The following is a 22268-nucleotide window of genomic DNA, read 5'->3' on the forward strand; positions in this document are numbered from 1 at the left end:
GCTGTGCGCGCCCGGCGCCCGGCCGGACCGCGGCTCGCCCGCATCCCGCCCACTTCGCTCACGCGCTCTCGGTGTGACCGGTGACAAAGGGGTCCCCCGCCGCGCAGCTGTCGTGCACCCGGCGCAGCAGCGCGCCGAGCACGGAGTCCGGCAGGGCGGCGACGTCTTCGAGCGCCAGTCCGGCGATATCCAGGACGACGGACTGAGGGTCGTCCACGACGACGGACTGAAGGTCGTCCACGACGACGGGCTGAGGGTCGTCCAGGGCGACGGACCGGTGGTCGTCCAGGGCGACGGGCAGGGGGGTGTCCACGACGACGGGCCGGGCCTCGGGCGCCTGACCTCCGCCCTCGCCCGGACACGGCTCGGCAGGCGTCGCGCCCTCGGCAACTGCCATGGTGTCCACTCCATGGTGTTCGTGGAACCGCTGTGCGGCCGCGGCCCGCCCCGCGAGTGCGCGGACGGGTGACCGGTGTCCACTTCAGCGTAACGCCCTCCACTGTCCGCGCGGCAGTTCTCGTGAACCCCCGGCTTGCTCAACTGCCTGCGGCACGGCACCTGTTGGCTCATTCGTGATGTTGACGCTCGACACACCCCGAACGAATACTGGTCGAACAGGGTGCGCCCGTTCCGCTGTACGACAGGGTGGCGGCGCACGTCTTCGGGGGGAAGCGGATGAGTCGACCGCCACTGCGCCATGCGGAGCCGCCCTGGCCGAGGACTGCCGACGTGATGGCACGGGAGACGGCCGGCTGGGTTCCGTACCCCCTCCACTCCTTCGTCCTCAAGGTGCACAGCCGCTGCGACCTGGCCTGCGACTACTGCTACATGTACCGCTCGCACGACCAGAGTTGGCGCAAGCAGCCGCGCGCCATGGCCCCGGCCACCGTCGAGCGCACGGCCCACCGGATCGCCGAGCATCTGTCCGCACACGGGCTGGACGAGGCGGGCGTCGTCCTGCACGGGGGCGAACCCCTGCTCGCCGGCGACGCCGCGCTCGCCCGCACGGTCCGGACGCTGCGCGCGGCCGTCGGCGACGGCGTACGGCTGCATCTGTCCCTGCAGACCAACGGGGTACGCCTCACCGAGCGGCGGCTCGATCTCTGCGGCGAACTCGGCATCCGGATCGGGGTGAGCATCGACGGCGGACGCGCCGCCCACGACCGGCACCGCCGCGGCGCCGACGGACGCGGCAGTCACGCCCGGGTCGAGGCGGCCCTGCGGTCGCTGGCGAGCGAGTCGTACCGGCCGCTGTTCGCCGCCCTGCTGTGCACGATCGACCTGCGCAACGACCCCGTGCGCACCTACGAGCAGTTGCTCTCCTACCGCCCGCCCACCGTCGACTTCCTTCTCCCGCTGGGCAATTGGCACACTCCACCGCCCGGCCTCGACCCCGCCGGTCGGCGCACCCCGTACGCGGACTGGCTCGGGGCCGTCTTCGAGCGCTGGTACGGGGCCGCCGTGCGCGAGACCCGCGTACGCCTCCTCGACGACCTCATGGCCCTCCTGCTCGGCGCCGCCCCGCGGACGGAGGCCCTCGGACTCGCCCCGGTGCGCTACGCGGTGGTGGAGACCGACGGCTCCCTGGCCCAGGACGACAGCCTGCGCACCGCCTACGACGGCGCCGCACGCACCGGCCTCGACATCTGGCGCCACTCCTTCGACGCCCTGCTGCGCCACCCCGGCGTCGCCGCCCGCCAATGGGGAGCCGACGGACTGTCCGCCCCGTGCCGCGCCTGCCCGCTCCACCCGGTGTGCGGCGGCGGCCACTACGCCAACCGCTACCGCCACGACACGGGATTCGCCAACCCGAGCGTGTACTGCGCGGACCTGGCGGCGCTGATCGGGCGGGTGCGAGGACGACTGGCGGAGGACATTTCGCCATCAGCCCCGGCCGGCGACATTTCAGCCCCTCCGGCGTTTGAGGAGCGGGGTCTGGGGCGGAGCCCCAGGTACGGGACGGGTAAGGGCGGAGGGGGCGAAACAATCGCAGGGCCGCCTTCGACTCCGGCTGGGTGGTCGACTTCGCCGCCGACCGGCAGGGCGACCCCGCCGCCCAGGGCGTGGACCCCATCACCCCCGATGGGGTGGACGCCCCCGCCGCCCGCGGGGCCGCCGCCCCCGCGGCCGGCGCCCTCGTTGCCGTCGGAGGTGGCATGACGCCGTTGCCGCATCGCATGCCGGGCGTGCTGTTCGACGAGGTCGCCGCGGGATGCGGCGGCGCCGCGGCCCTGCGGCTCCTCGCCCGCGCCGAGCACAGCCGACGCCTCGCCTGCGTGTACGCGGTGACGGCCGCCGCCCGCGAGACCGGCGGCAGCGTGGCCCAGGAGGCCGAACGGGCGTGGGAGCGGCTAGCCGCCGCCCGGAACGCGGCGCCCGGCGCCGCGGCCGCCGTCCTGACCCATCCGTCGGCCGGTCCCGCGCTGTTCGGCCTGCTCGCCCACCTGCCCCAGGGGCGCGAACAGCCACCGGTGCACCGGTTCACCGCGCTCGCCGCCGCGGCGGCGGTCCGCGCCGGGCTGTCCGGGAGCGTGCGGTGGCCGATGGCGGGTCCCTGGGTGACGCTGCCCTCGCTCGGCCGGGCCCACTTCCCGGGCGCCCGCCCCGGCGACATCGTCGAGGTACGCGTGGACGACGACGGCCGCACGAGGATCGCCGTACCCGGATCAGCCCTGGCCGCCGACCCGGTCACGGTGCCGACGAATCCATACCGGGCCAAGGGACGCTGGCGCGGCCCGCGCCTGCTGGCCACCCTCGACACCGGCTCCCCGCTGCTCCTCGACCCCCTGGACCCGACCTGCTATCCGTACGCCGTGGGGCGCCCCGGAGCCCTCGGCGCCGACGAGGTGCACCGTTGGACGGCGGTCGCGCGGGACGCCTGCCGACTGCTGCGCGCCGATCACCCGGAGGCCTACGCGGAACTGGCCGCCGGCCCGCGGCTCCTGGTCCCGCTGACCGGTACCGCCCGCGGAAGCGTCAGCGGCAGCAGCGCGGAGACCTTCGGCTGTGTCGCCCTGTCGCTGCCCCCGACCGGGACCCTGTTCGCGGTGACGATGGCGCACGAGATGCAGCACAACAAGTTCGCGGCCCTGCTGCACCTCTTCGACCTGTTCGAGCCGGGCGGCCAGGAGCTGTACTACGCCCCCTGGCGCACCGACCCGCGCCCGCTGCTCGGCCTCTTCCACGGGACGTACGCGCATCTGGGGGTGGCGCAGTTCTGGAACCGGCGCCGCGAGACCGAGCCGGACCCCGCCCTGCGCGCCGCGGCGCACGTACGGTTCGCCCGCTGGCGCTCGGCGACCCGCGAGGCGGTCCTCGTCCTCCTGGACTCCGGCCGGCTCACCCCGCTCGGGCAGCGGTTCGCCGGGCGGATGCTGGACACCCTCGACGCTCTGTGCCGCCTGCCGGTGCCCGCCCCGGCCCTGCGCAGGGCCGGGACCGAGGCACGGGCCCACCGCGCGGCCTGGCACGAACACAACAGCAGGCCCCGGTCGGGAATGCTCCCGGCCAGGGCCTGATCGCTACATCGCGTGGTGTCCGAGGGGGGATTTGTACCGGGAGCCCACGGATCGCGCCACGTAGCGCCGAATTGGAGCTGGCTCTGCCGTAGCTGCCCGGAGTCTGGGCGAGGGGAAGCGTTGGTCGTGCGGCCGCGCAGGTGCGAATCCCCGGCGGGGACCCAGAACATGGGAACTGGGGAGGTCGCTGGTCAGTCGCGGTGAGCTGGTGACTTGTGAGACTTTCCGGCTCGCGCGACAGGGCCCTGTGCTCACGATGCCCTTCCTTGGTGTCGCGGTGCGAGTTTGTTGACCGCTGCCATTCGGCAGGCTGCGTCTCTTCGGGAGGATAGATCTTGCGCTTCTGGCCTTCACCGCGCTCTGCGAGCAGTTGCGGGTGCCGATACATCATCCGCACAGGTCAGCGCCCTGACGGACAGTTCAACCGGGCGCTACATCGGGGCCAATTGAACGCGTTCGAGTGCGCAGCCGTCACGTGTTGAACCCGTTCAGATTCCATCCGCTCAGCGGTAAGCCAAAGGGCTGCTGGCCTGCGCGGACGTAATTTTCGGCACGTACAGGAGCCGCCACTGCGTCGAGCGGTCGTGGTGGGTCAGTCCTTACTGGCCGCGTGCCAGGTCATTCCCCAGCCGTACTCGATATCCACGGCCTGCTGCTTGAAGACGCCGGGGGGCACCAGGATGTACTTCGCCTCCCGCCGGACGATCAGTTCCCCGTCCACGTTCTCGATCAGTGCGATCGAAGCGGCCGTCGAAGGAACGGTGCACTCGTCAAGGCGCACCTCGATCGGTGGACCGGCCGGCGGATACAGCGTGGCGACCCCGTCCAAGCCCGCGAAGCTCGACGCCCCGGCATGGATGACCACAAACACCAGAATGCGCTTGATCTCGGCCGCGTGATCAAGATTGATTACAAGGTTCTCACCGGCCGCACTGGAGCCGGTCCGGTCGTCCTGGTCCAGCTGGATGTAGGGCGGCTGGTCGAACGAGCCGAACTGGTTGTCGATGGGGTGGACGATCCCCTTCATTCCGTTCTGCAGCTCCCACAGACAGGAGAGGTCCAAGTCGACGTCCTCCAGTGGGACGGCGTCCTTTCCCTTCTTCAACCAGCCACGCGATGGCTTGCGAGCGCTCCACGAGAGATTGCCCCGCATGGCTCCCGAGGTGGCGCCCTGCTTGGTCAGCGACACCGCAGGCGCTGCTTTCGTCAACGTGATCTTCGACAGCTGTACCGGCTGCGCAGGCGCAGGCGGCGGTGGCGCGGCCTGCTGTGTCGGTGGTGCAGGAGGCGGAGGCGCGGCCTGCTGCCCCGACGGGGGCGAGGCGGGCTCGTCGACAGTGATACCGAAGTCGGTGGCGAGCCCTGCCAGGCCGGAGGAGTATCCCTGGCCCACTGCCCGGAACTTCCACGCCTCGTTCCGCCGATACAGCTCCCCGAGCACGAACGCCGTCTCCGAAGTGGCACCCGTGGCGTCGAACCGCGCCGTCTCGACGCCGCTCTCCGCGTCCAGGACGCGCACGAACAGGCCGGGTACCTGACCGAACGTGCCGTCGGTGGAAGCCGCGACTACCACGGTCCCGATCGCCTGCTCCACCGCGGACAGCTCCACCTCGATCGTTTCGAGCGCGCCCGTGCCGTCCTGGCGCTTGCCCTCGAGACGCACCGCACCACTGGGATGTACAGGCTGGTTGTAGAACACGAAGTCGTCATCCGACCGCACCTTGCCGGCCGTCGTCAGCAACAACGCTGACGCGTCCACATCAGGTGTCCCCGGCCCTCCTTGCCAACCCAACTCCACCCGGACCCTGTTAGTCGGCACCGGTATGTTGGCGCCCTTCTGCAACAACACGGCGGGGCTTCCCTCCCTGACCTTCCGACCGTCGAAGTTTCCATGTTCACGGTTGAAGTCGGTGCCTGGTGCCCGGCGGCTGGGTACGAAGTCGGGCAGAGCGGCGAACGTGGGATCAACCGTCGCTGTGGCCACGACCGATCGCACCCACGCCCGCACCCGTGACAGCGGGTGGTCGGGGAACTGTGCGTCCCACGTCGGGTCGTCACCGCGGTGGTACGGCAGGGCGCTCTGGATCTGGGGTGCGTAGGGATGCGGCAGGACCCAGTCCTCTCTGCGTGCGAGACCCAGTTTGGCCAGGATCGCCGCCTCCCTCACTCCGGTGATCCCGCCCTCGTCGGCGAAGCAGCTGAACATGGCATGGCAACTGGCCTTCGCCAGGAAGATCATCGCCATGAACACCTGCCCACTCGGGGCGTTCGGTATCGGTACCTTTACCACCTGACACACCCCGCGAACACCGCCAAGCACCACTGGCTCGGCCTCGATGAGACATCCCATCTGCGCGTACGCGGCGGTGAGGTTACGCCGCATGGCAGGGATGTCCTCCAGCCAGGCGGTCTCGGTCAGCGGCGAGTTGTTGACTGTCAGAGCGACTCGGTCCCCGTAGGCGGAGTGCAGCCAGGTCGTCTCGTCGACGCGCTGGAGGCCGGTGGAATCGAAAGTGACGACCACGCCTTAATCTCCTTCGGAAACCGGACCATGACAGGTGGTCAGCCGCACCGTACCGCACCATCTTCGAAGCCAATCCAACTACGTTGTCACACCGCCGAGTTCAAGGCGTGGCGGCGGTGAGCTGACCCCGGTTTCGGGGAGTCTGAAGGGCATTGTCAACCTGTTGGGGGTGTGGGCCAGGCTCCTGTGGGGCTCGAAAAGTCATCGCCCGAGGTCAAGCGGCGTACCGGTACTCGTTGATGGCGCCGCCGAGGATGCGGGTACGCAGGAGTCTGTGGCTCTCGAGGTCGTGGACGGTGGCGGGCTGCCCGGAGGCGTGAGGGGGTCGTTGATCTCGGGCCCGGTGAGGTCGATGCCCGTTGTAGTGCCGTTCGAAGTCGGCGAGGACTTGCCGGGCGTGGGCCTCGTTCATGAGCAGGACGTAGTCGGTGTTCCTGCCGCACCGCCTCGACGACACCATCCACCTGATGGCCGGTGCCGCACCCCCCGCCAGCGATGAGAAAGGCACCGCTGAAGCCGCCCGGACAGTGATCGCCGACTGCGACACCAAGCTCACCACCCACCGCGCAGCGCTGGAAGCCGGCGCCGGCCCCGCCCTCGTCACCCGATGGATCGCCGAGACGCAGGCCCGCAAAGCCCGCGCCGTAGCCGAACTGCGCACCACGACCCAAGGCCCCGGCTCACAGATGCCCCGTGACGAGATCGATCGGCTCGTACGCTCCATCAGCGAACTGGCCGCCGTCGTCCGCCAAACGGAAGCCGCGGACAAGGCAGTGATCTACCGCCAGCTCGGGCTCGGCCTCACCTACGACTCCGGGAAACAGAAAGTGCTGGCCGAGATGGATCTCAACCAGCACTCTGCGACAACCCGTGGGCTACCAGTCAGTGTCCGAGGGGGGACTTGAACCCCCACGCCCGATAAAGGGCACTAGCACCTCAAGCTAGCGCGTCTGCCATTCCGCCACCCGGACAAGGTGTCTGTCGTGCGGGGTTTCCCTCGCGGCGACAGAGAAAACATTACCAGGCTTTCGAGGGCCTCTGATCACACCCCGTCGCCGCGTGAACGGCCTGTGACGGGCCGGGTCCGGTCTTGGGGCGCGGCGGGGGTCGGAGAGAGGATGAGGGAGACCACCAGCAGCGACAGTGGGAGGAAGCAGCGTGAGCGAGTCGAACACGGCCAGGGGCGTCTCTGGCGAGGACGAGGTCGTCGACCTCTGTCGCGAGCTGATCCAGATCGACACCAGCAACTACGGGGACCACTCCGGGCCCGGCGAGCGCAAGGCCGCGGAGTACGTGGCCGAGAAGCTCGCCGAGGTCGGGCTCGAGCCGCAGATCTTCGAGTCCCACCGGGGCCGCGCCTCCACCGTGGCCCGCATCCAGGGCGAGGACCCCTCGCGGCCCGCGCTGCTCATCCACGGCCACACCGACGTCGTACCGGCCAATGCCCAGGACTGGACCCACCACCCGTTCTCCGGCGAGATCGCGGACGGATGCGTCTGGGGGCGCGGCGCGGTCGACATGAAGGACATGGACGCCATGACGCTGGCGGTCGTACGCGACCGGCTGCGCAGCGGGCGCAAGCCGCCGCGCGACATCGTCCTCGCGTTCCTCGCCGACGAGGAGGCCGGCGGTACGTGGGGGGCGCGGCACCTGGTCGACCGGCACCCCGATCTCTTCGAGGGCGTGACCGAGGCGATCGGCGAGGTCGGCGGGTTCTCCTTCACGGTCAACGAGAAGCTGCGGCTGTATCTCGTCGAGACCGCCCAGAAGGGCATGCACTGGATGAAGCTGACCGTGGACGGCACCGCCGGTCACGGTTCGATGATCCACAAGGACAACGCGATCACCGAGCTGTCCGAGGCCGTCGGACGGCTCGGCCGGCACAAGTTCCCGGTGCGCGTCACCAAGACGCTGCGGCACTTCCTCGACGAACTCGGCGACGCGCTCGGCACCGAGCTCGACCCGGAGAACATGGACGAGACGCTCGCCAGACTCGGCGGCATCGCCAAGCTCATCGGCGCCTCCCTGCAGAACACCGCCAATCCGACCCAGCTGGGCGCCGGTTACAAGGTCAACGTGATTCCGGGGCAGGCCACCGCGCATGTCGACGGGCGCTATCTGCCGGGGTACGAGGAGGAATTCCTCGCCGACCTGGACCGGATTCTCGGCCCGCGCGTGAAGCGTGAGGACGTCCACGCGGACAAGGCGCTGGAGACCAGCTTCGACGGCGCCCTGGTCGACGCCATGCAGACCGCGCTGTCCGCCGAGGACCCGATCGCCCGCGCCGTGCCCTACATGCTCTCGGCCGGCACCGACGCCAAGTCCTTCGCCGACCTCGGCATCCGCTGCTTCGGCTTCGCCCCGCTGAAGCTGCCGCCGGAGCTGGACTTCGCGGGGATGTTCCACGGCGTCGACGAGCGCGTGCCGGTGGATGCGCTGAAGTTCGGCGTACGCGTCCTCGACCGTTTCATCGAAGCGTCCTGAAGAAGCGTCCTGAATTGCTCCAGTGAAACGAAACTCCAGTATTCGACCGAGTGTGCTGGGCTGACTGAGAAGAGTGAATGCGACCATAAGCTCGTAGCTCCATTACTCCCTCCTCGTTACAGGTGATGCGGTCCGCTGCTGGGGATCGCTTTTGCCAACAAGGAGGAATAATGATCAAGAAGGTCGTCGCCGCTGTGGCTGCCACGGGTGGTCTGGTTCTCGCGGGTGCGGGCCTGGCCGTCGCCGACAGTGGTGCCCAGGGTGCCGCGGTGCACTCCCCGGGCGTCCTCTCCGGCAACGTCGTCCAGGTGCCCGTTCACGTCCCGGTGAACGTCTGCGGCAACACGATCTCGGTGATCGGGCTGCTGAACCCCGCCTTCGGCAACACCTGCATCAACGACTGACGTTGTGCCTCACCCCCGTGAGGGTCTGAGCCCCACGGAGGGCTGAGCCCCGTGAGGGTCTGAGCCCGTCGGCCTCGGTGCGCGCGCCATGCGCTCCGGGGCCGACCGGCTTTCCGCGCACGCGTCCGTCGGGTGCGTGTGCATTCCGGATGGTCCACGTCCCAAGGGCTAAGGCAGGGATACAGCAATGCGACAGGTCACCCGCAAGGGCCTGATGACCGTGGCGGCCGCGACAGGCGTACTCGCCGCGACCGGCGGCTACGCACACGCCGACTCGGGTGCGAACGGCTTCAGTTCGGACTCGCCCGGCGTGCTGTCGGGCAACACGGTGCAGGCGCCGGTGCACGCGCCGGTGAACGTCTGCGGCAACACCGTGAACGTCGTCGGGGTGCTCAATCCGGCGATGGGCAACACGTGCGTCAACCACGACGGCGGCTCGCACTCCGGCGGCTCGCAGGCCGGTGGCCACGCCAGTGGCTCGCCGGGCGTCGGCTCCGGCAACCACGTCCAGGTGCCGGTCGACGCGCCGGTCAACGTCTGCGGCAACAGCGTCAACGTGATCGGTATCGGCAACGCGGCGGCGGGCAACGACTGCGTGAACGGGACGGGTGGCGGTCACTCCACCACTCCGCCCGGCGGCGGTCACGAGACGCCGCCTCCGGGCGGACCCGGACAGCCGGGCGAGCCAGGTGAACCGGGTGAGCCGGGTGAGCCGAGCGAGCCGAGCGAGCCGAGCGAGCCAAGCGAGCCGGGTGAACCGGGTCAGCCGGGTGAACCAGGTCAGCCGGGCGAGCCGGGTGAACCAGGTCAGCCGGGTCAGCCGGGTGAACCAGGTCAGCCGGGCGAGCCGGGTGAACCAGGTCAGCCGGGCGAGCCGGGTGAACCAGGTCAGCCGGGTGAACCGGGTCAGCCAGGTGAACCAGGTGAACCGGGTCACCCCGGCCAGCCGCCCGCTCCGGGAGACGAGACGCCACCGGTCGACTCCTCGTACCCCAACCACCCGGGGGCGCAGTCCGTGACCCAGCCCGACGGCAGCGCACAGCTCGCCGACACCGGCGGTGACCTGCCGCTCGGGATGATCGTCCCCGCGGGCGCGGGCGCGCTGCTGGCCGGCGCCGTCCTCTACCGCAGGGCGCGATCGGCGGCGTAAGGGAAACGGCACGAAACAGGAGAGCGACGCCACACCCTTCCCCGGTGGCGTACGGGAGCGGGCCCCGCCAGTGCAGGGCCCGCTACGTTTCAGTCACCCTTCGTCACCACGTGGCGCGCACCTGGCGGATGATCCGCCGCCGCAGCCGCACCCGGCGGCTGCCGTCGCGGAGCAGGCTCAGGCGGTCCAACTCCCAGTGTCCGTACTCGGCATGGTCCGTCAGCAGGCGTGTGGCGTCCTTGCGGGAGACCCCGCGCGGTACGTACACGTCGACAAATTCGTATTCCGGCATCGCATCTATTGTGCGGGCTGGTGCCCTGTACGGATAGCGTCTGCACTATGTCTGATGCTGCGCAGCCCACCGCTGCCGAGGTACGTGCCGCCGCCGAGGCGGTCAAGACCGCGCTCGACCGCCACCTGGCCGCGGTCGAGCGCAGGACGGGTGAAGACGACCCGGACGTCTACGAGGCGTTCAACGAGCTGGCCGCCGCGGCCGAGGAGTACGACGAGCTCCTCTTCGACCGCTACGACGAGGTCACGCCCTTCGACATCCCCGGTGTCGAAGACACGCTGCCGCCGTACACGGGCCCCGAGGAGCCCCATGCGCTGAGCGTGCTGATCCGCCGGGACTACGCGGTGGTGGAGCCGCAGCGGCTGCTGGCGCAGGCGCAGCGGGTGGAGGCCGTGGACGAGGACGGGGCCACCGCCACGGAGGGCTTCGACGCGGCGTCCGGCACCGTCCACGGGGCCCTCGGAGTCCTGTTCGGCGAGTTCGAACCGGACGAGATCGCCTCCCGGCACAAGGAGTTCGGCCTGGAGGAGGGCGACTCCACACTCTGGGTGACCGCCGCGGACGAACCCGCCGAGCCAGGTGACTGGCTGGAGACACCGTTCGAGTCGGTCGACCCGCAGCGCGTGGTCTGCCGCTTCGACGTCAGCGCCGTCTTCGACGAGGAGTCGGAGGACGACGTCGACGAGGACCTGGAGGACGACCTCGATCCCGACGGCGATCTGGAGCCGCTGGACGCGGATCGCTGAGGACAGCGAGTGCACCGCTGAGTACGGTGGGTCACTGAGGGCGTACGAGGTGGCGGTCACCGGGGGATCGGTGGCCGCCACCTCCGCGTCTACGGGACGGGGTGTTCGCGACGCGGCGTACGGGACAGGGGTCAGCCCGCGGCCGGTACCTGCGCCTTGAGCAGGGCCGGCAGGCGAGTGGTGCGCGGCTTCTGCGGGACCTCCGCCACCGCCCGCGGCAGGGCCTGCTCCACCCCGTGGACCACGGAGAGGTGACGCTCGGCCCGGCTGAAGGCGGTGTACACCCAGGGTCTGGTCAGGGTCTGCGCGGCATCGCCGGGGAGCACCACGACCGCGGCGGGCCAGTGCGTGCCCACCGCCTGGTGCGCCGTGAGCGCCCAGCCGTGCCGCACGGACTGCTCCACCCGCTCCTTCGGTACGACGACGGGGAGACCCGCGCACTCCAGGTGCAGCCCATCGGCGTCGGCCTTCACCACGTGCCCCGGCACCGAACGGCCGGGCGCGGCGGAGTACGCGATCCGGTCGCCCGGGTCGAAGCCGCCGAAGCGACCGGGGCCGGGGTTCAGCCGCTCCTTGAGCACGGCGTTCAGCGCGCGCGTGCCGGCCGCGCCGCCGTGCCCCGGCGTGATCACCTGCGTCTGCTCGGCCGGGATGCCGATCGCGCGCGGCACCGAGTCCGCGACCAGCTGCACAGTGCGGTGCACCGCCTCGCCGGCGTCGCGCACCGGGACGACAACGACTTCCTTGCCGGGCGCCTCGACCTGGTTCAACTCGCCGATCCCGATCCCGGAGACCAGCTCCCCGACCGGCCCGGGGTCCGGGGTCCGCGAGGCCACCTGCGGGCACACGCGGGCCGCGAGCAGGTCCGCGAAGACCCGCCCCGGGCCCGCCGACCACAGCAGCCCCAGGTCGCCGCTCAGCACCAGCCGCGCGCCGTCCGGCAGCGACTCGGCGAGCACGGCCGCCGTCTCGACGTCGAGCTGCGGCGCGTCGAGGAGGACGAGGAGGTCGAGGTCCAGGGCACCGTCCGCGTCCCGGCCGGGCCCTTCGGTGCCGGAGAGCAGACCGGCGACGGTGACCACGGCCCGGCCGTGCCCGTCGCCCCCGTGGACGCCGGTGACCGGAGAGGCACCCGGAGCCAGGTCGTCGCCCGAGCCGTCCGCCCGCGCAACCGAAGGGCCGTCCGCAGCGCCGTCCACCGTGCCGTCCGCCGCGGCGAGCAGCGCGGCGAAGCGGTGGCGGCCGTCCGGCGTATGGGTGGCCGCGTAGGCGCGCAGGCCCAGGCGCGTGGCCGTCGCGACCAGCGCCGCCGGTTCCGCGCGGGACGCCTCGCCGCCGGTGTGCAGGACCAGGCCGGCACCCGCGACCGCGCGGATCAGCTCCGCGGCGGAGCGGGTGGCCGAAGAGGCGGCCTGCTCCCAGCCGGCGGCCGAACCTTCCTCCTTCGGCACGGAGTTCATCACGCGGGCCAGTCCGTCGGCGAGGCTCTCCTCGGCCAGCGCGTACCGCTCCAGACCGATGAGGACGCGGACCGGGCGCTCCTCGGACTCCTCGGCTCCCTCCTCGCGCGCGGGGGCGGCCGTGTCGAGCGCGTCCTGGAAGACCAGGGCCTCGCCCTCCGCGAGGGTGCTCTGGACGGCCGCGTCCGGGTCCGGCACCGAGCGCTGGGCGAGTGCGGCGGTGAGCGCCGGGGCGTCGAGGGCGGTGTGCCCGGCCAGGGCCGCCTGCTCCAGGAGCCAGACGGTGAGTGCCCGGCCGCGCCGCTCGTCGTCCGGGCCGCACGCCGCGCCGAGCAGCGCCCGCGCGAAGCCGTCCGCCTGCTCCGGCCGCACCCCGGCGACCCGCAGCAACTGCCAAGGGTCTTCGCGCAGTTGCCCGTCGGCGCCCTCGCCCAGGGCCACGAGGACCTGCGGCGCGAGTGCGTCGGGGGCGCCGCCCTCGGTCAGCACGGCGTGTACGGCCTCGACGGTCTCCGGCGCGACGGTCGACGCCGGCACCGAAGGCGCGGCGGCCGGGGCGACCACGGGCTGCGGCCGCCGCACGGGCTCCTGCTCGACCCTGCGCGGCGCGGGCTCGGGCTCGCGGTACGCCGTGGCCACGGGCTTCGCGCCGCTCTCCACGACCCGCACCGCCGCCAGCAGGTCCGCGGCCTTCCCGCTCAGCTTGGCACCGGCCTCGATCGGCCCCTGCTTCTCCGCCTTCCGCTGCTCGATCCGCTCCCGCTCAAGCCGCTGGGCCGCCAGCTCGGCCTCGGCCTCGGACAACTGGGCGGCGCCTTCGGACGCTTGGGTCCCTTCGGCGGCTTCCGCGTCGGCGCCCTCGGCCTCGGGGGCCTGGGCGGTCGTGTCCGCGCCCGGCGCCCCCGGCTCCGCGTCGTCCGTGGTCTCGGACTCCGTGCTCACAGCGTGCTCCAGTCGTGATCGGGATAGTGGTGCACCGGTGCCGACACATCGTCGAGCGCCCGGCAGATCTCGTCAGGAAGACTAAGCGCCTCCACTGACAACGCGGCCGTGAGCTGCTGCGCGGTGCGCGCGCCGACGATGGGGGCGGTGACGCCGGGCCGGTCGCGGACCCAGGCGAGAGCCACCTGGAGCGGGGTCACCGCGAGGCCGTCCGCCGCGGTCGCCACGGCGTCCACGATGCTGCTCGCCGTGTCGTCGAGGTACGGCGCGACGAAGGGCGCGAGGTGCTCCGAGCCGCCCCGGGAGTCGGACGGTGTCCCGTTGCGGTACTTGCCCGTGAGCACGCCCCGCCCGAGCGGCGAGGAGGGGAGCAGGCCCACGCCCAGGTCGAGGGCGGCGGGCAGCACTTCCCGTTCGACGCCGCGCTGCAGCAGCGAGTACTCCATCTGCGTACTGGCCAGACGCGCCCGTATCCCCGGCACCGCGAGCTGCCAGGTGGCCGCCTTGGCGAGCTGCCAGCCGCAGAAGTTGGACACGCCCGCGTAGCGCGCGCGACCGCTGCTGACCGCCAGGTCGAGCGCCTGGAGGGTCTCGTCGAGGGGCGTGTCGGGGTCGTACGCGTGGACGTGCCACAGGTCCACGTAGTCCGTGCCGAGGCGCGCGAGAGAGGCGTCGAGGGCGGACAGCAGATGGCCGCGCGAGCCGTCGAAGCGGCGGTCCGGGTCGGGCACGCTCCCCGCCTTCGTCGAGATGACCAGGTCCCGGCGCGGCACGAGCCCTTCTGTGAGGCGTCCCAGCAGATATTCGGCCTCCCCGTCCCCGTACACGTCCGCGGTGTCGACGAGGCTTCCGCCCGCCTCCCAGAACACCTTCAAGAGGTCCGCGGCGTCATGCTCGTCGGTGTCCCGCCCCCACGTCAGGGTGCCGAGTCCGATCCGGGACACACGCAGGCCGGTACGGCCGAGATGCCTCTGCTCCATGGACGCCGAGATTACTGGCCAGAGCTGGTGCCGTGGGTTGCCTGTGGACAACCGATTTCCTGCCCGTCGATGGCGGGCAGCGCCTGCTCGCAGCCGCGCCGGGAACGGCCTGCCGCATCCGGCACCCCCGCGCTAAGGTCTCCGCACAAGGGACGTTACTGCTCGGTAAGGGGAATGGGCCATGCAGCTCGGGATCAACCTCGGTTACTGGGGCGCCGGAATGGACGCGGACAATCTCGCCGTCGCCCAGGAGGCCGACCGGCTCGGATACGCCGTCTGCTGGGCCGCCGAGGCCTACGGCTCGGACGCGGCGACCGTGCTCAGCTGGGTCGCCGCCCAGACCGAGCGCATTGATGTCGGCTCGGCCATCTTCCAGATCCCGGCCCGTCAGCCCGCGATGACCGCGATGACCGCCGCGACCCTGGACTCCCTGTCGGGCGGCCGGTTCCGTCTCGGCCTCGGCGTCTCGGGGCCGCAGGTCTCCGAGGGCTGGTACGGCGTCAAGTTCGACAAGCCGCTGGCGCGCACCCGCGAGTACGTGGAGATCGTACGGAAGGCGATGACGCGGGAGCGGCTCTCGTACGAGGGCGAGCACTGGACGCTGCCCCTGCCGGGCGGCCCGGGCAAGCCGCTCAAGCTCACCGTGCACCCCGAGCGCGAGCACATCCCGCTGTACATCGCCGCGATCGGCCCCAATAACCTGGAGCAGACCGGCGAGATCGCCGACGGCGCGCTGCTCATCTTCCCCTCGGCCGAGCACCTCGAGGACACCGCGATCAAGCATCTGCGCGCGGGCCGCGAGAAGGCCGGCACGACCATGGAGGGCTTCGACGTCTGCCCGACGCTGCCGCTGGCGCTCGGCGAGGACAAGGACGTGACCGCGCTGGCCGACATGTTCCGGCCCTACACCGCGCTGTACGTCGGCGGCATGGGCAGCCGTAAGCAGAACTTCTACAACCAGCTCGCCCAGCGCATGGGCTACGAGAAGGAAGCCGCCGAGATCCAGGACAAGTACCTGTCCGGCGACAAGGAGGGCGCGGCCGCCGCCGTCCCTCACGCACTGATCGACCAGACGACCCTGCTCGGCTCCGTCGACCGCATCGCCGACCGTATGAAGGCGTACGCCGAGGCCGGGGTCACCACGCTGACCCTGGCCCCCGCGGGCTTCACCCTCGACGACCGCATCGCCTCGCTCCGGGCCGGTTCCGAAGCCCTGGAGCGGGCCGGGCTCGCCTAACACACGAAGCAGCGGGCCGGAGGAGGGTTTCTGCGGCCGTGGTGGGGGCTCGGAGGTCTTCCCCGCCACGGCCGTCACGGGGATCAACGCCTCGGCGCCCCCTTGGTTACGCGTCTCGGGCCCTCTCGTCATCCATCGTTCGGCGGATTTGTCCGACACATCTCTTGCCGCGCTCCTGACATCCCATTTGACTCGTTTTCTGCGCAACCCTGCAGAAAGGTGTCAGTGATGCTTTCGGCCAAGAGTCTGTTTCAGGAGATCCTCGACAACGACGAGTCCTTCCGGCTCTTCTGCTCCATCGCCGCCAGTGGGGAGTCGCAAGGGGGCTGGGAGAACGCCCGGATCGCCGCGCTCGTCCCGCAGAGCGAGCGCGCCCTCGCGCCCAAGATCACCCGGCACGGCGCCGACGAGGACAAACACGGGCGGATCTTCAACGCCCTCATGAAGAAGCGCGGCCTCGAACCCGTCGAGGTCCCGCCCGACACCGACTACACCATGCTCCTGGAGCGGCACGGCATCGGCCTCGCGCACGAGAAGCTCAAGGGCGACCAGCCGCTCACCGTGCAGGACATCGTCGTCTATCTCTCGCACAGCCGGGTCACCGAGCAGCGTGCCTCCGAGGAGATGGAGCTGCTGCGCGAGCACTTCACGGATCACCCCGACATCGGCCGCGCCGTGAAGATGATCTCCAATGACGAGGACAACCACCTCGCCTACTGCCACGAGGAGCTGCTGCGTTTCGCGACCGCCGGACATGGTCGCGCCATCCAGCGGACGCTGCGCGAATGCGCCCTGGCCGAGATCCGCATCTACCGGGACGTCAGCCTCGCCGTGATGGCCCACATGGGGCGCATCCTCGGCTGGTCCAGGGCCAAGGCGGCGGTGCTCGCCGCGGGCATCCACGCCGTGTACGCGTACGAGCGCGTCTTCGGCTGGCGCCGGATGGTGTCCCTGAAGATGCCCGAGCGCCGCGACGCGCTCGGCGGCCCCTCGACCACGGCTCCCGAGTTCGCGTAAACCCGCGCCACGCGCGCGTGCAGCCCGATCACCCCCGCCGTTTCCCGATCACCGTCACCCCCGCCGTTTCCCGATCACTGTCACGCCCGCCGTTTCCCGATCACCGTGACCTCCGCCGTTTCCCGGTCACAGCCACCCCCGCCGCTTGAACAGGCGGTACAGCAGGATCTCCAGCGTGATCAGCACCAGCACCAGCACCGGATACGACCACAGCCAGTGCAACTCAGGCATGTGGTCGAAGTTCATCCCGTAGATCCCCGCGATCATCGTGGGGATCGCGGCCATCGCCGCCCACGCGGAGATCTTCCGCATGTCGTCGTTCTGGCGCACGCTCATCTGCGCCAGATGCGCCGAGAGGATGTCGGAGACCAGCCGGTCCAGGCCCTCCACCGTCTCGTTCACACGGGTGAGGTGGTCGCTCACGTCCCGGAAGAAGGGCTGCGCCTTCTCGTGGACGAAGGGCACCCGGACGCCGAAGAGACCGCCGCCCGCGAGCCGGGTGAGCGGCTGCGCCAGCGGACCGGTGGCTCTGCGGAACTCCAGGATCTGCCGCTTGAAGTTGTAGACGCGCGACGCCGCGTACCGCGAGCCCCCGCCGACCGGCGAGAACACCTCCGACTCCAGTTCCTCCAGGTCGGTCGCCAGTTCAGCCGCCACGTCCACGTAGTGGTCGACCACAGCGTCGGCGATCGCGTACAGCACCGCCGTGGGACCGTGCCGCAGCATCTCGGGTTCCGCCTCCAGCCGGTGCCGCACGGCCGCGAGGGGCGACTCCTCGCCGTGCCGCACGGTCACCACGAACGAGTCGCCGATGAAGGTCATGATCTCGCCGGAGGAGACGACGTCGGCCTGCGCGTCGTACCCCACGGGCTTGAGCACCATGAACAGCGAGTCGTCGTACACCTCCAGCTTGGGCCGCTGATGCGCGTTCAGGGCGTCCTCGACGGCCAGCGGGTGCAGCGCGAACTCCTCCGTGACCTGCTCGAACTCCTTCTCCGTGGGCTCGTACAGCCCGATCCAGACGAATGCGTCACCTCGGCTGCGGCACTGCGCCAGGGCGTCGGAGAAGTCCTCGGGACCCTCCGTCCGCAGCCTTTCACGGTAGATGGCGCAGTCGACGATCACGGAGGGTATTCTCCCGCCGCCCGCCCAGGGACGCACTCCGGTGTACGCCTACCCTGGGCGGCATGCCCACCCTGATCCTCGTCCGGCACGGACGCTCCACCGCCAACACCGCGGGACTGCTCGCCGGCTGGACGCCCGGCGTCGCCCTCGACGAGCGCGGCGCCCAGCAGGCCGCGGCCCTGCCCGGGCGGCTCGCCGGCCTGCCGATCGCCGAAATCGTCACGAGCCCGCTGCAACGCTGCCGGGAGACCGTTCAGCCGCTGCTCGACGCCCGGCCCGAGCTGCGGGCGCACATCGACGAGCGCATCGGGGAGGCCCACTACGGCGACTGGTCGGGGCGCAAGCTCGCCGAGCTCAAGGACGAGCCGCTGATGGAGGTCGTCCAGGCGCATCCGTCCGCGGCCGCGTTCCCCGGCGGCGAGTCGATGCGGGCCATGCAGACCCGGGCCGCCGAGGCGGTGCGCGAGTGGAACGCGCGCGTGGAGCGCGATCACGGCGGCGACGCCGTTTACCTCATGTGCTCCCACGGTGACATCATCAAATCCCTCGTCGCGGACGCACTCGGACTTCACCTCGACCTCTTCCAGAGGATCTCTGTCGAACCGTGTTCGATCACCGCGATCCGCTACACACGCATCAGGCCGTTTCTCGTGCGCCTCGGGGACACCGGTGATTTCGCGTCCCTGGCGCCGCGCGAGGAGCCCCCGGGCGGCGACGCCCCGGTCGGGGGCGGTGCGGGCGCCCCGTGATCGTCGGCCGCAGTAGGGTGAAGCGGTCGAACCAGCACAGTAGTTGTCAGCAGGATTCCAGCAGCAGTTGTCAGCAGGCTGTCAGCAGCCGATGCGGGCCGACACAGTCAGCCGGTCCACATGTCGATTCGGATTCAATGGAGACAGGACGTGTCCCGTCAGGTGTTCCTCTACGACCCCCCGGACCGCTTCGTGGCCGGTACGGTCGGGTTGCCCGGGCGCCGTACCTTCTTCCTGCAGGCCTCCTCAGGACCCCGGGTGACCAGCGTGGCCCTGGAGAAGACCCAGGTCGCCGCTCTCGCCGAGCGCATGGACGAACTGCTCGACGAGGTCGTACGGCGTACCGGCGGCAGCGCCCCCGTCCCGGCCATGGCACCGGCCGAGGTGTCCGACACCGCGCCCCTCGAGTCCCCCGTCGAGGAGGAGTTCCGGGTCGGCACCATGGCGCTGGCCTGGGACGGTGAGGAGCAGCGCATGATCGTCGAGGCGCAGGCCCTCGTGGAGCTCGACGCGGACTCCGAGGAGGACCTCGCCGAGGCCGAGGAGAGGCTGCTCCAGGACGAGGAGAACGGCCCGCCGATGCTGCGGGTCCGGCTCACCGGCGCGCAGGCCCGGGCCTTCGCCAAGCGCGCACTCGACGTCGTCAACGCGGGCCGGCCGCCCTGTCCGCTGTGCAGCCTCCCGCTCGACCCGGAAGGACACGTATGTCCGCGCCAGAACGGATACCGCCGCGGAGCGTGACCACCGCCGAGCTGCTCGCCAAGGGCGAGCTGAAGGTGCGCGGACGGATCCGTGAGGCCTCGAACGCGGTGCTGTACTGCTCCGTGTCGTACGAGGACCGGGACGCGTTCTGCGTCTACAAACCCATAGCCGGGGAGCGGCCCCTGTGGGACTTTCCCGACGGCACGCTGGCGCAGCGCGAGGTCGCGGCGTACGAGGTCTCCGAGGCGACCGGGTGGGGGCTCGTGCCGACCACCGTGCTGCGTGACGGGCCCTACGGCGAGGGCATGTGCCAGCTGTGGGTCGAGGCCTCGCCCGAGGCCGAGCTGCTCGCCCTCGTGGACGGTGAGGAGCCCGAGGAGGGCTGGAAGGCGATCGGCTTCGCCGAGGTGGGCGAGGGGAAGACGGCGCTGCTCGTGCACGCCGACGACCCGCGCCTGCGGCGGCTCGCCGTCCTTGACGCCGTGATCAACAACGCCGACCGCAAGGGCGGGCATCTGCTGCCCGCCGATGAGGGTCGGCTGTACGGCATCGACCACGGGGTGACCTTCAGCGCCGAGAACAAGCTGCGCACGCTGCTGTGGGGGTGGGCGGGGGAGCCGCTGACCCCGGAGGCGGTCTCGGTGCTCGCCTCCCTGCGGGACGGGCTGGCGCCGGGGGCGCCGCTCGCCACTCGGCTGGGCGAACTGATCACCCCGGCTGAGGTGGATGCCACGCGTGCGCGTGTCGAGGCGATGCTCGCCGCCGGGAAGCATCCGGAGCCGAGTGGGGAGTGGCCTGCGATTCCCTGGCCGCCTGTGTGAGTGCCGCCTGGGGGTGGGGGTTGCCGTCGGGGTGGTGCGCCTGCCGGCTGCCGCTCGCGTTGGGACGGGTGCCGCCTGGGGGTCGCCACGCCGTTAAGGCAGTGGGTGAGGCACGATGGCCCGCGGCTAGGACAGATACACAACCGCAGGCATCCCGCAAGAGTGTGTTCCCGGCCACCCGCTCCCGGCCGGTTCGTATACGGAAGTTCCGTCCGGTTAGGCTCATGACATGCATGCCTGGCCCGCTTCTGAGGTCCCCGCCCTGCCTGGTGAGGGCCGCGACCTCCGGATCCACGACACCGCGACCGGTGGGCTCGTACGTCTCGACCCCGGTCCCGTCGCCCGTATCTACGTCTGCGGCATTACGCCGTACGACGCGACCCATATGGGTCATGCGGCGACCTACAACGCGTTCGACCTCGTTCAGCGCGTGTGGCTCGACACCAAGCGGCAGGTTCACTACGTCCAGAACGTGACCGACGTCGACGACCCGCTCCTGGAGCGGGCGGAGCGCGACGGCATCGGCTGGGTGGGACTCGCCGAGAAGGAGACCGCCCTCTTCCGTGAGGACATGACGGCGCTGCGGATGCTGCCGCCGCAGCACTACATCGGCGCCGTCGAGGCGATACCCGGCATCGTGCCCCTCGTCGAACGGCTGCGGGACGTGGGAGCGGCGTACGAGCTCGAAGGCGACGTGTACTTCTCGGTCGAGTCCGACCCGCACTTCGGGCAGGTGTCCAACCTGGACGCCGCCGCGATGCGCCTGTTGTCCGCCGAGCGCGGTGGCGACCCGGACCGTCCGGGCAAGAAGAACCCGCTCGACCCGATGCTCTGGATGGCCGCGAGAGAGGGTGAGCCCCGCTGGGACGGGGGCTCGCTCGGGCGCGGCCGGCCCGGCTGGCACATCGAGTGCGTCGCCATCGCCCTCGACCACCTGGGCATGGGCTTCGACGTCCAGGGCGGCGGCTCCGACCTCGCCTTCCCGCACCACGAGATGGGCGCCTCCCACGCCCAGGTGCTGACCGGCGAGTTCCCGATGGCCAAGGCGTACGTCCACGCCGGCATGGTCGCTCTCGACGGCGAGAAGATGTCGAAGTCCAAGGGCAACCTCGTCTTCGTGTCCGCGCTCCGGCGCGACGGGGTCGACCCGGCCGCCATACGGCTCGCGCTGCTCGCCCACCACTACCGGGCCGACTGGGAGTGGACGGACTCCGTCCTCGACGACGCCCTCGCGCGCCTGGAGAACTGGCGGGCGGCGGTGTCACGGCCCGACGGCCCGTCCGCCGACACGCTCGTCGACGAGATCCGCGAGGCTCTCGCCGACGACCTGGACGCGCCGGCGGCACTCGCCGCGGTGGACCGCTGGGCCGCGCTCCAGCACGAACAGGGCGGTACGGACGAGGGCGCCCCCGGCGTCGTGTCGCGCGCCGTGGACGCCCTCCTGGGAGTGGCGCTCTAGCCGCACCCAGGTCGCAACGACCGGGCGCCGGACGGGTGTTCACCCGCCCGGCGCCCTCTGTGCCGGTCCGTCCGGTCCGCCGCTACTGCTTGTTCACGATCACGGCCTGGACGGCGTTGGTGCCGGAGTCGTAGATCCCGATGACCTGCTGCCCGAAGGCGAAGGCCTCCTGGACCGCGTCATGGGTCACCTGGTTCGGGTTCACCAGGGAGCGCCACGCGTTGTTGACGAACAGGTAGAGGATCGACGGCTGGCCCGGCAGCGGGGTGACGACGTCCCAGAACTTCATGGCGATGCCGCTCACCAGCGCCTGGCTCTCGACGGCGCTCGGCAGGACCAGCGGCTGGCCCATCTGCGGTTGCTGCTGCCCACCGAGCTGCTGGAGAAGCTGCTGGAAGGGCTGCTGCTGGCCGATCTGCTGGAGCTGCTGCTGCAGGTGCTGCGGAATCTGCTGCTGCCCGAAGCCCTGCTGCCCCAAGCCCTGCTGGGCGATGCCCTGTTGCCCGTACGGCTGCTGCATCTGCTGCCCGTACGGCTGCTGCGGCCCGAACTGCTGCGGGGGTGCCGTGCTCGGGCCCTGCTGGCCCATGTGCTGTCCTTGCTGCTGTCCCAGTTGGCTCATCTGCGGGGTGGTGCTCATGCGTGTGCCACCTTCCCT

At 70.9% G+C, this 22268-nt stretch carries 21 protein-coding genes and 1 tRNA gene; 13 read left to right on the forward strand and 9 right to left on the reverse strand.

Translation table 11 applies throughout. The annotated features are described in order from the left end of the window. Window positions 1-58 precede the first annotated feature (58 nt). A complete protein-coding gene (gene fxsA / locus C4B68_RS32245; RefSeq protein ID WP_099503142.1) occupies window positions 59-397 on the reverse strand; it encodes an FxSxx-COOH cyclophane-containing RiPP peptide in 339 nt (112 codons plus the stop codon). 335 nt (window positions 398-732) lie between these two features. Here fxsA and C4B68_RS32250 point away from each other — a divergent pair, with 335 nt between their 5' ends. Beyond that, a complete protein-coding gene (locus C4B68_RS32250) occupies window positions 733-2160 on the forward strand; it encodes an FxsB family cyclophane-forming radical SAM/SPASM peptide maturase (protein ID WP_240634547.1) in 1428 nt (475 codons plus the stop codon). A gap of 17 nt (window positions 2161-2177) precedes the next feature. After that, window positions 2178-3518, forward strand: a complete 1341-nt coding sequence (locus C4B68_RS32255; protein ID WP_240634763.1) for an aKG-HExxH-type peptide beta-hydroxylase — start codon at window positions 2178-2180, stop codon at window positions 3516-3518. Between the two features lie 592 nt (window positions 3519-4110). On the opposite strand, the gene C4B68_RS44470 is transcribed toward C4B68_RS32255, so the two are convergent. Beyond that, window positions 4111-6042 (reverse strand): TerD family protein, encoded by a 1932-nt coding sequence (locus C4B68_RS44470; protein ID WP_306511394.1) that lies wholly within the window; start codon window positions 6040-6042, stop codon window positions 4111-4113. A gap of 214 nt (window positions 6043-6256) precedes the next feature. After that, on the reverse strand, window positions 6257-6454 hold the full coding sequence (locus C4B68_RS32265) for an integrase core domain-containing protein (protein ID WP_180289304.1): 198 nt from the start codon (window positions 6452-6454) through the stop codon (window positions 6257-6259). A gap of 16 nt (window positions 6455-6470) precedes the next feature. Between C4B68_RS32265 and C4B68_RS32270 the strand changes: the two genes are divergently transcribed. Beyond that, window positions 6471-6947: a hypothetical protein gene (locus C4B68_RS32270; protein ID WP_143674366.1), complete on the forward strand. Its 477-nt coding sequence runs from the start codon at window positions 6471-6473 to the stop codon at window positions 6945-6947. Here C4B68_RS32270 and C4B68_RS32275 read toward each other — a convergent pair. After that, a tRNA-Leu gene (locus tag C4B68_RS32275) sits at window positions 6929-7013 on the reverse strand. The two genes, C4B68_RS32270 and C4B68_RS32275, sit on opposite strands and share 19 nt — an antisense overlap. Window positions 7014-7200: 187 nt before the next feature. Here C4B68_RS32275 and C4B68_RS32280 point away from each other — a divergent pair. From C4B68_RS32280 to C4B68_RS32290, 3 genes are all read left to right on the forward strand, one after another. Beyond that, complete coding sequence (locus C4B68_RS32280; protein WP_099503146.1) at window positions 7201-8526, forward strand: M20/M25/M40 family metallo-hydrolase; 1326 nt, start codon at window positions 7201-7203, stop codon at window positions 8524-8526. A 170-nt stretch (window positions 8527-8696) separates the two neighbouring features. After that, a complete protein-coding gene (gene chpH / locus C4B68_RS32285) occupies window positions 8697-8930 on the forward strand; it encodes a chaplin ChpH (RefSeq protein ID WP_099503148.1) in 234 nt (77 codons plus the stop codon). 187 nt (window positions 8931-9117) lie between these two features. Next, window positions 9118-10080 carry a chaplin family protein gene (locus tag C4B68_RS32290; protein ID WP_099503150.1) on the forward strand — a complete coding sequence of 321 codons (963 nt, stop codon included), beginning with the start codon at window positions 9118-9120 and terminating at the stop codon, window positions 10078-10080. A 103-nt stretch (window positions 10081-10183) separates the two neighbouring features. On the opposite strand, the gene C4B68_RS32295 is transcribed toward C4B68_RS32290, so the two are convergent. Further along, a complete protein-coding gene (locus C4B68_RS32295; protein ID WP_005485166.1) occupies window positions 10184-10372 on the reverse strand; it encodes a DUF5703 family protein in 189 nt (62 codons plus the stop codon). A gap of 47 nt (window positions 10373-10419) precedes the next feature. Here C4B68_RS32295 and C4B68_RS32300 point away from each other — a divergent pair, with 47 nt between their 5' ends. Next, window positions 10420-11118, forward strand: a complete 699-nt coding sequence (locus tag C4B68_RS32300; RefSeq protein ID WP_099503152.1) for a hypothetical protein — start codon at window positions 10420-10422, stop codon at window positions 11116-11118. 131 nt (window positions 11119-11249) lie between these two features. Here the strand turns inward: C4B68_RS32300 and C4B68_RS32305 are convergent, their stop codons facing one another. Continuing rightward, a complete protein-coding gene (locus C4B68_RS32305) occupies window positions 11250-13520 on the reverse strand; it encodes a helix-hairpin-helix domain-containing protein (protein ID WP_099503154.1) in 2271 nt (756 codons plus the stop codon). Then, window positions 13517-14500 carry an aldo/keto reductase gene (locus tag C4B68_RS32310; RefSeq protein ID WP_099503156.1) on the reverse strand — a complete coding sequence of 328 codons (984 nt, stop codon included), beginning with the start codon at window positions 14498-14500 and terminating at the stop codon, window positions 13517-13519. Before C4B68_RS32310 ends, C4B68_RS32305 begins: the two co-directional genes overlap by 4 nt. Before the next feature lie 181 nt (window positions 14501-14681). Between C4B68_RS32310 and C4B68_RS32315 the strand changes: the two genes are divergently transcribed. Both C4B68_RS32315 and C4B68_RS32320 read left to right on the forward strand, forming a co-directional pair. After that, a complete protein-coding gene (locus C4B68_RS32315) occupies window positions 14682-15737 on the forward strand; it encodes an LLM class F420-dependent oxidoreductase (protein WP_104880025.1) in 1056 nt (351 codons plus the stop codon). Window positions 15738-15965: 228 nt separating this feature from the next. Then, complete coding sequence (locus tag C4B68_RS32320) at window positions 15966-16754, forward strand: hypothetical protein (RefSeq protein ID WP_099500046.1); 789 nt, start codon at window positions 15966-15968, stop codon at window positions 16752-16754. 126 nt (window positions 16755-16880) lie between these two features. Here C4B68_RS32320 and corA read toward each other — a convergent pair whose 3' ends face one another. Continuing rightward, window positions 16881-17879, reverse strand: a complete 999-nt coding sequence (corA, locus tag C4B68_RS32325) for a magnesium/cobalt transporter CorA (RefSeq protein WP_099500047.1) — start codon at window positions 17877-17879, stop codon at window positions 16881-16883. Between the two features lie 62 nt (window positions 17880-17941). Between corA and C4B68_RS32330 the strand changes: the two genes are divergently transcribed. The 4 genes from C4B68_RS32330 to mshC all read left to right on the forward strand — a co-directional run bounded on the left by C4B68_RS32330 (window position 17942) and on the right by mshC (window position 21610). After that, window positions 17942-18628, forward strand: a complete 687-nt coding sequence (locus C4B68_RS32330) for a histidine phosphatase family protein (RefSeq protein WP_099500048.1) — start codon at window positions 17942-17944, stop codon at window positions 18626-18628. 150 nt (window positions 18629-18778) lie between these two features. After that, window positions 18779-19369, forward strand: a complete 591-nt coding sequence (locus C4B68_RS32335; protein ID WP_099500049.1) for a DUF3090 domain-containing protein — start codon at window positions 18779-18781, stop codon at window positions 19367-19369. Beyond that, on the forward strand, window positions 19333-20151 hold the full coding sequence (locus C4B68_RS32340; protein ID WP_099500050.1) for an SCO1664 family protein: 819 nt from the start codon (window positions 19333-19335) through the stop codon (window positions 20149-20151). Before C4B68_RS32335 ends, C4B68_RS32340 begins: the two co-directional genes overlap by 37 nt. 229 nt (window positions 20152-20380) lie before the next feature. Continuing rightward, the gene (gene mshC, locus C4B68_RS32345) at window positions 20381-21610 is read left to right on the forward strand and encodes a cysteine--1-D-myo-inosityl 2-amino-2-deoxy-alpha-D-glucopyranoside ligase (protein ID WP_099500051.1); all 1230 of its coding nucleotides are present in this window, start codon (window positions 20381-20383) and stop codon (window positions 21608-21610) included. 82 nt (window positions 21611-21692) lie between these two features. Here mshC and C4B68_RS32350 read toward each other — a convergent pair whose 3' ends face one another. Beyond that, window positions 21693-22250, reverse strand: a complete 558-nt coding sequence (locus tag C4B68_RS32350) for a hypothetical protein (RefSeq protein ID WP_240634548.1) — start codon at window positions 22248-22250, stop codon at window positions 21693-21695. Window positions 22251-22268 lie beyond the last annotated feature (18 nt).

Origin of the sequence: Streptomyces dengpaensis (genome assembly GCF_002946835.1) — a bacterium.
Taxonomy (GTDB): domain Bacteria; phylum Actinomycetota; class Actinomycetes; order Streptomycetales; family Streptomycetaceae; genus Streptomyces; species Streptomyces dengpaensis.

Coding starts and splice junctions, on each gene's coding strand:
- C4B68_RS32315 (WP_104880025.1), top strand. CDS start 14,682: ATGCAGCTCGGGATCAACCTCGGTTACTGGGGCGCCGGAATGGACGCG.
- C4B68_RS32320 (WP_099500046.1), top strand. CDS start 15,966: ATGCTTTCGGCCAAGAGTCTGTTTCAGGAGATCCTCGACAACGACGAG.
- C4B68_RS32310 (WP_099503156.1), bottom strand. CDS start 14,500: ATGGAGCAGAGGCATCTCGGCCGTACCGGCCTGCGTGTGTCCCGGATC.
- C4B68_RS32255 (WP_240634763.1), top strand. CDS start 2,178: ATGCCGGGCGTGCTGTTCGACGAGGTCGCCGCGGGATGCGGCGGCGCC.
- C4B68_RS32250 (WP_240634547.1), top strand. CDS start 733: ATGGCACGGGAGACGGCCGGCTGGGTTCCGTACCCCCTCCACTCCTTC.
- mshC (WP_099500051.1), top strand. CDS start 20,381: ATGCATGCCTGGCCCGCTTCTGAGGTCCCCGCCCTGCCTGGTGAGGGC.
- C4B68_RS32300 (WP_099503152.1), top strand. CDS start 10,420: ATGTCTGATGCTGCGCAGCCCACCGCTGCCGAGGTACGTGCCGCCGCC.
- chpH (WP_099503148.1), top strand. CDS start 8,697: ATGATCAAGAAGGTCGTCGCCGCTGTGGCTGCCACGGGTGGTCTGGTT.
- C4B68_RS32290 (WP_099503150.1), top strand. CDS start 9,118: ATGCGACAGGTCACCCGCAAGGGCCTGATGACCGTGGCGGCCGCGACA.
- C4B68_RS32350 (WP_240634548.1), bottom strand. CDS start 22,250: ATGAGCACCACCCCGCAGATGAGCCAACTGGGACAGCAGCAAGGACAG.
- C4B68_RS32330 (WP_099500048.1), top strand. CDS start 17,942: ATGCCCACCCTGATCCTCGTCCGGCACGGACGCTCCACCGCCAACACC.
- fxsA (WP_099503142.1), bottom strand. CDS start 397: ATGGCAGTTGCCGAGGGCGCGACGCCTGCCGAGCCGTGTCCGGGCGAG.
- C4B68_RS32340 (WP_099500050.1), top strand. CDS start 19,333: ATGTCCGCGCCAGAACGGATACCGCCGCGGAGCGTGACCACCGCCGAG.
- C4B68_RS32295 (WP_005485166.1), bottom strand. CDS start 10,372: ATGCCGGAATACGAATTTGTCGACGTGTACGTACCGCGCGGGGTCTCC.
- C4B68_RS32265 (WP_180289304.1), bottom strand. CDS start 6,454: ATGAACGAGGCCCACGCCCGGCAAGTCCTCGCCGACTTCGAACGGCAC.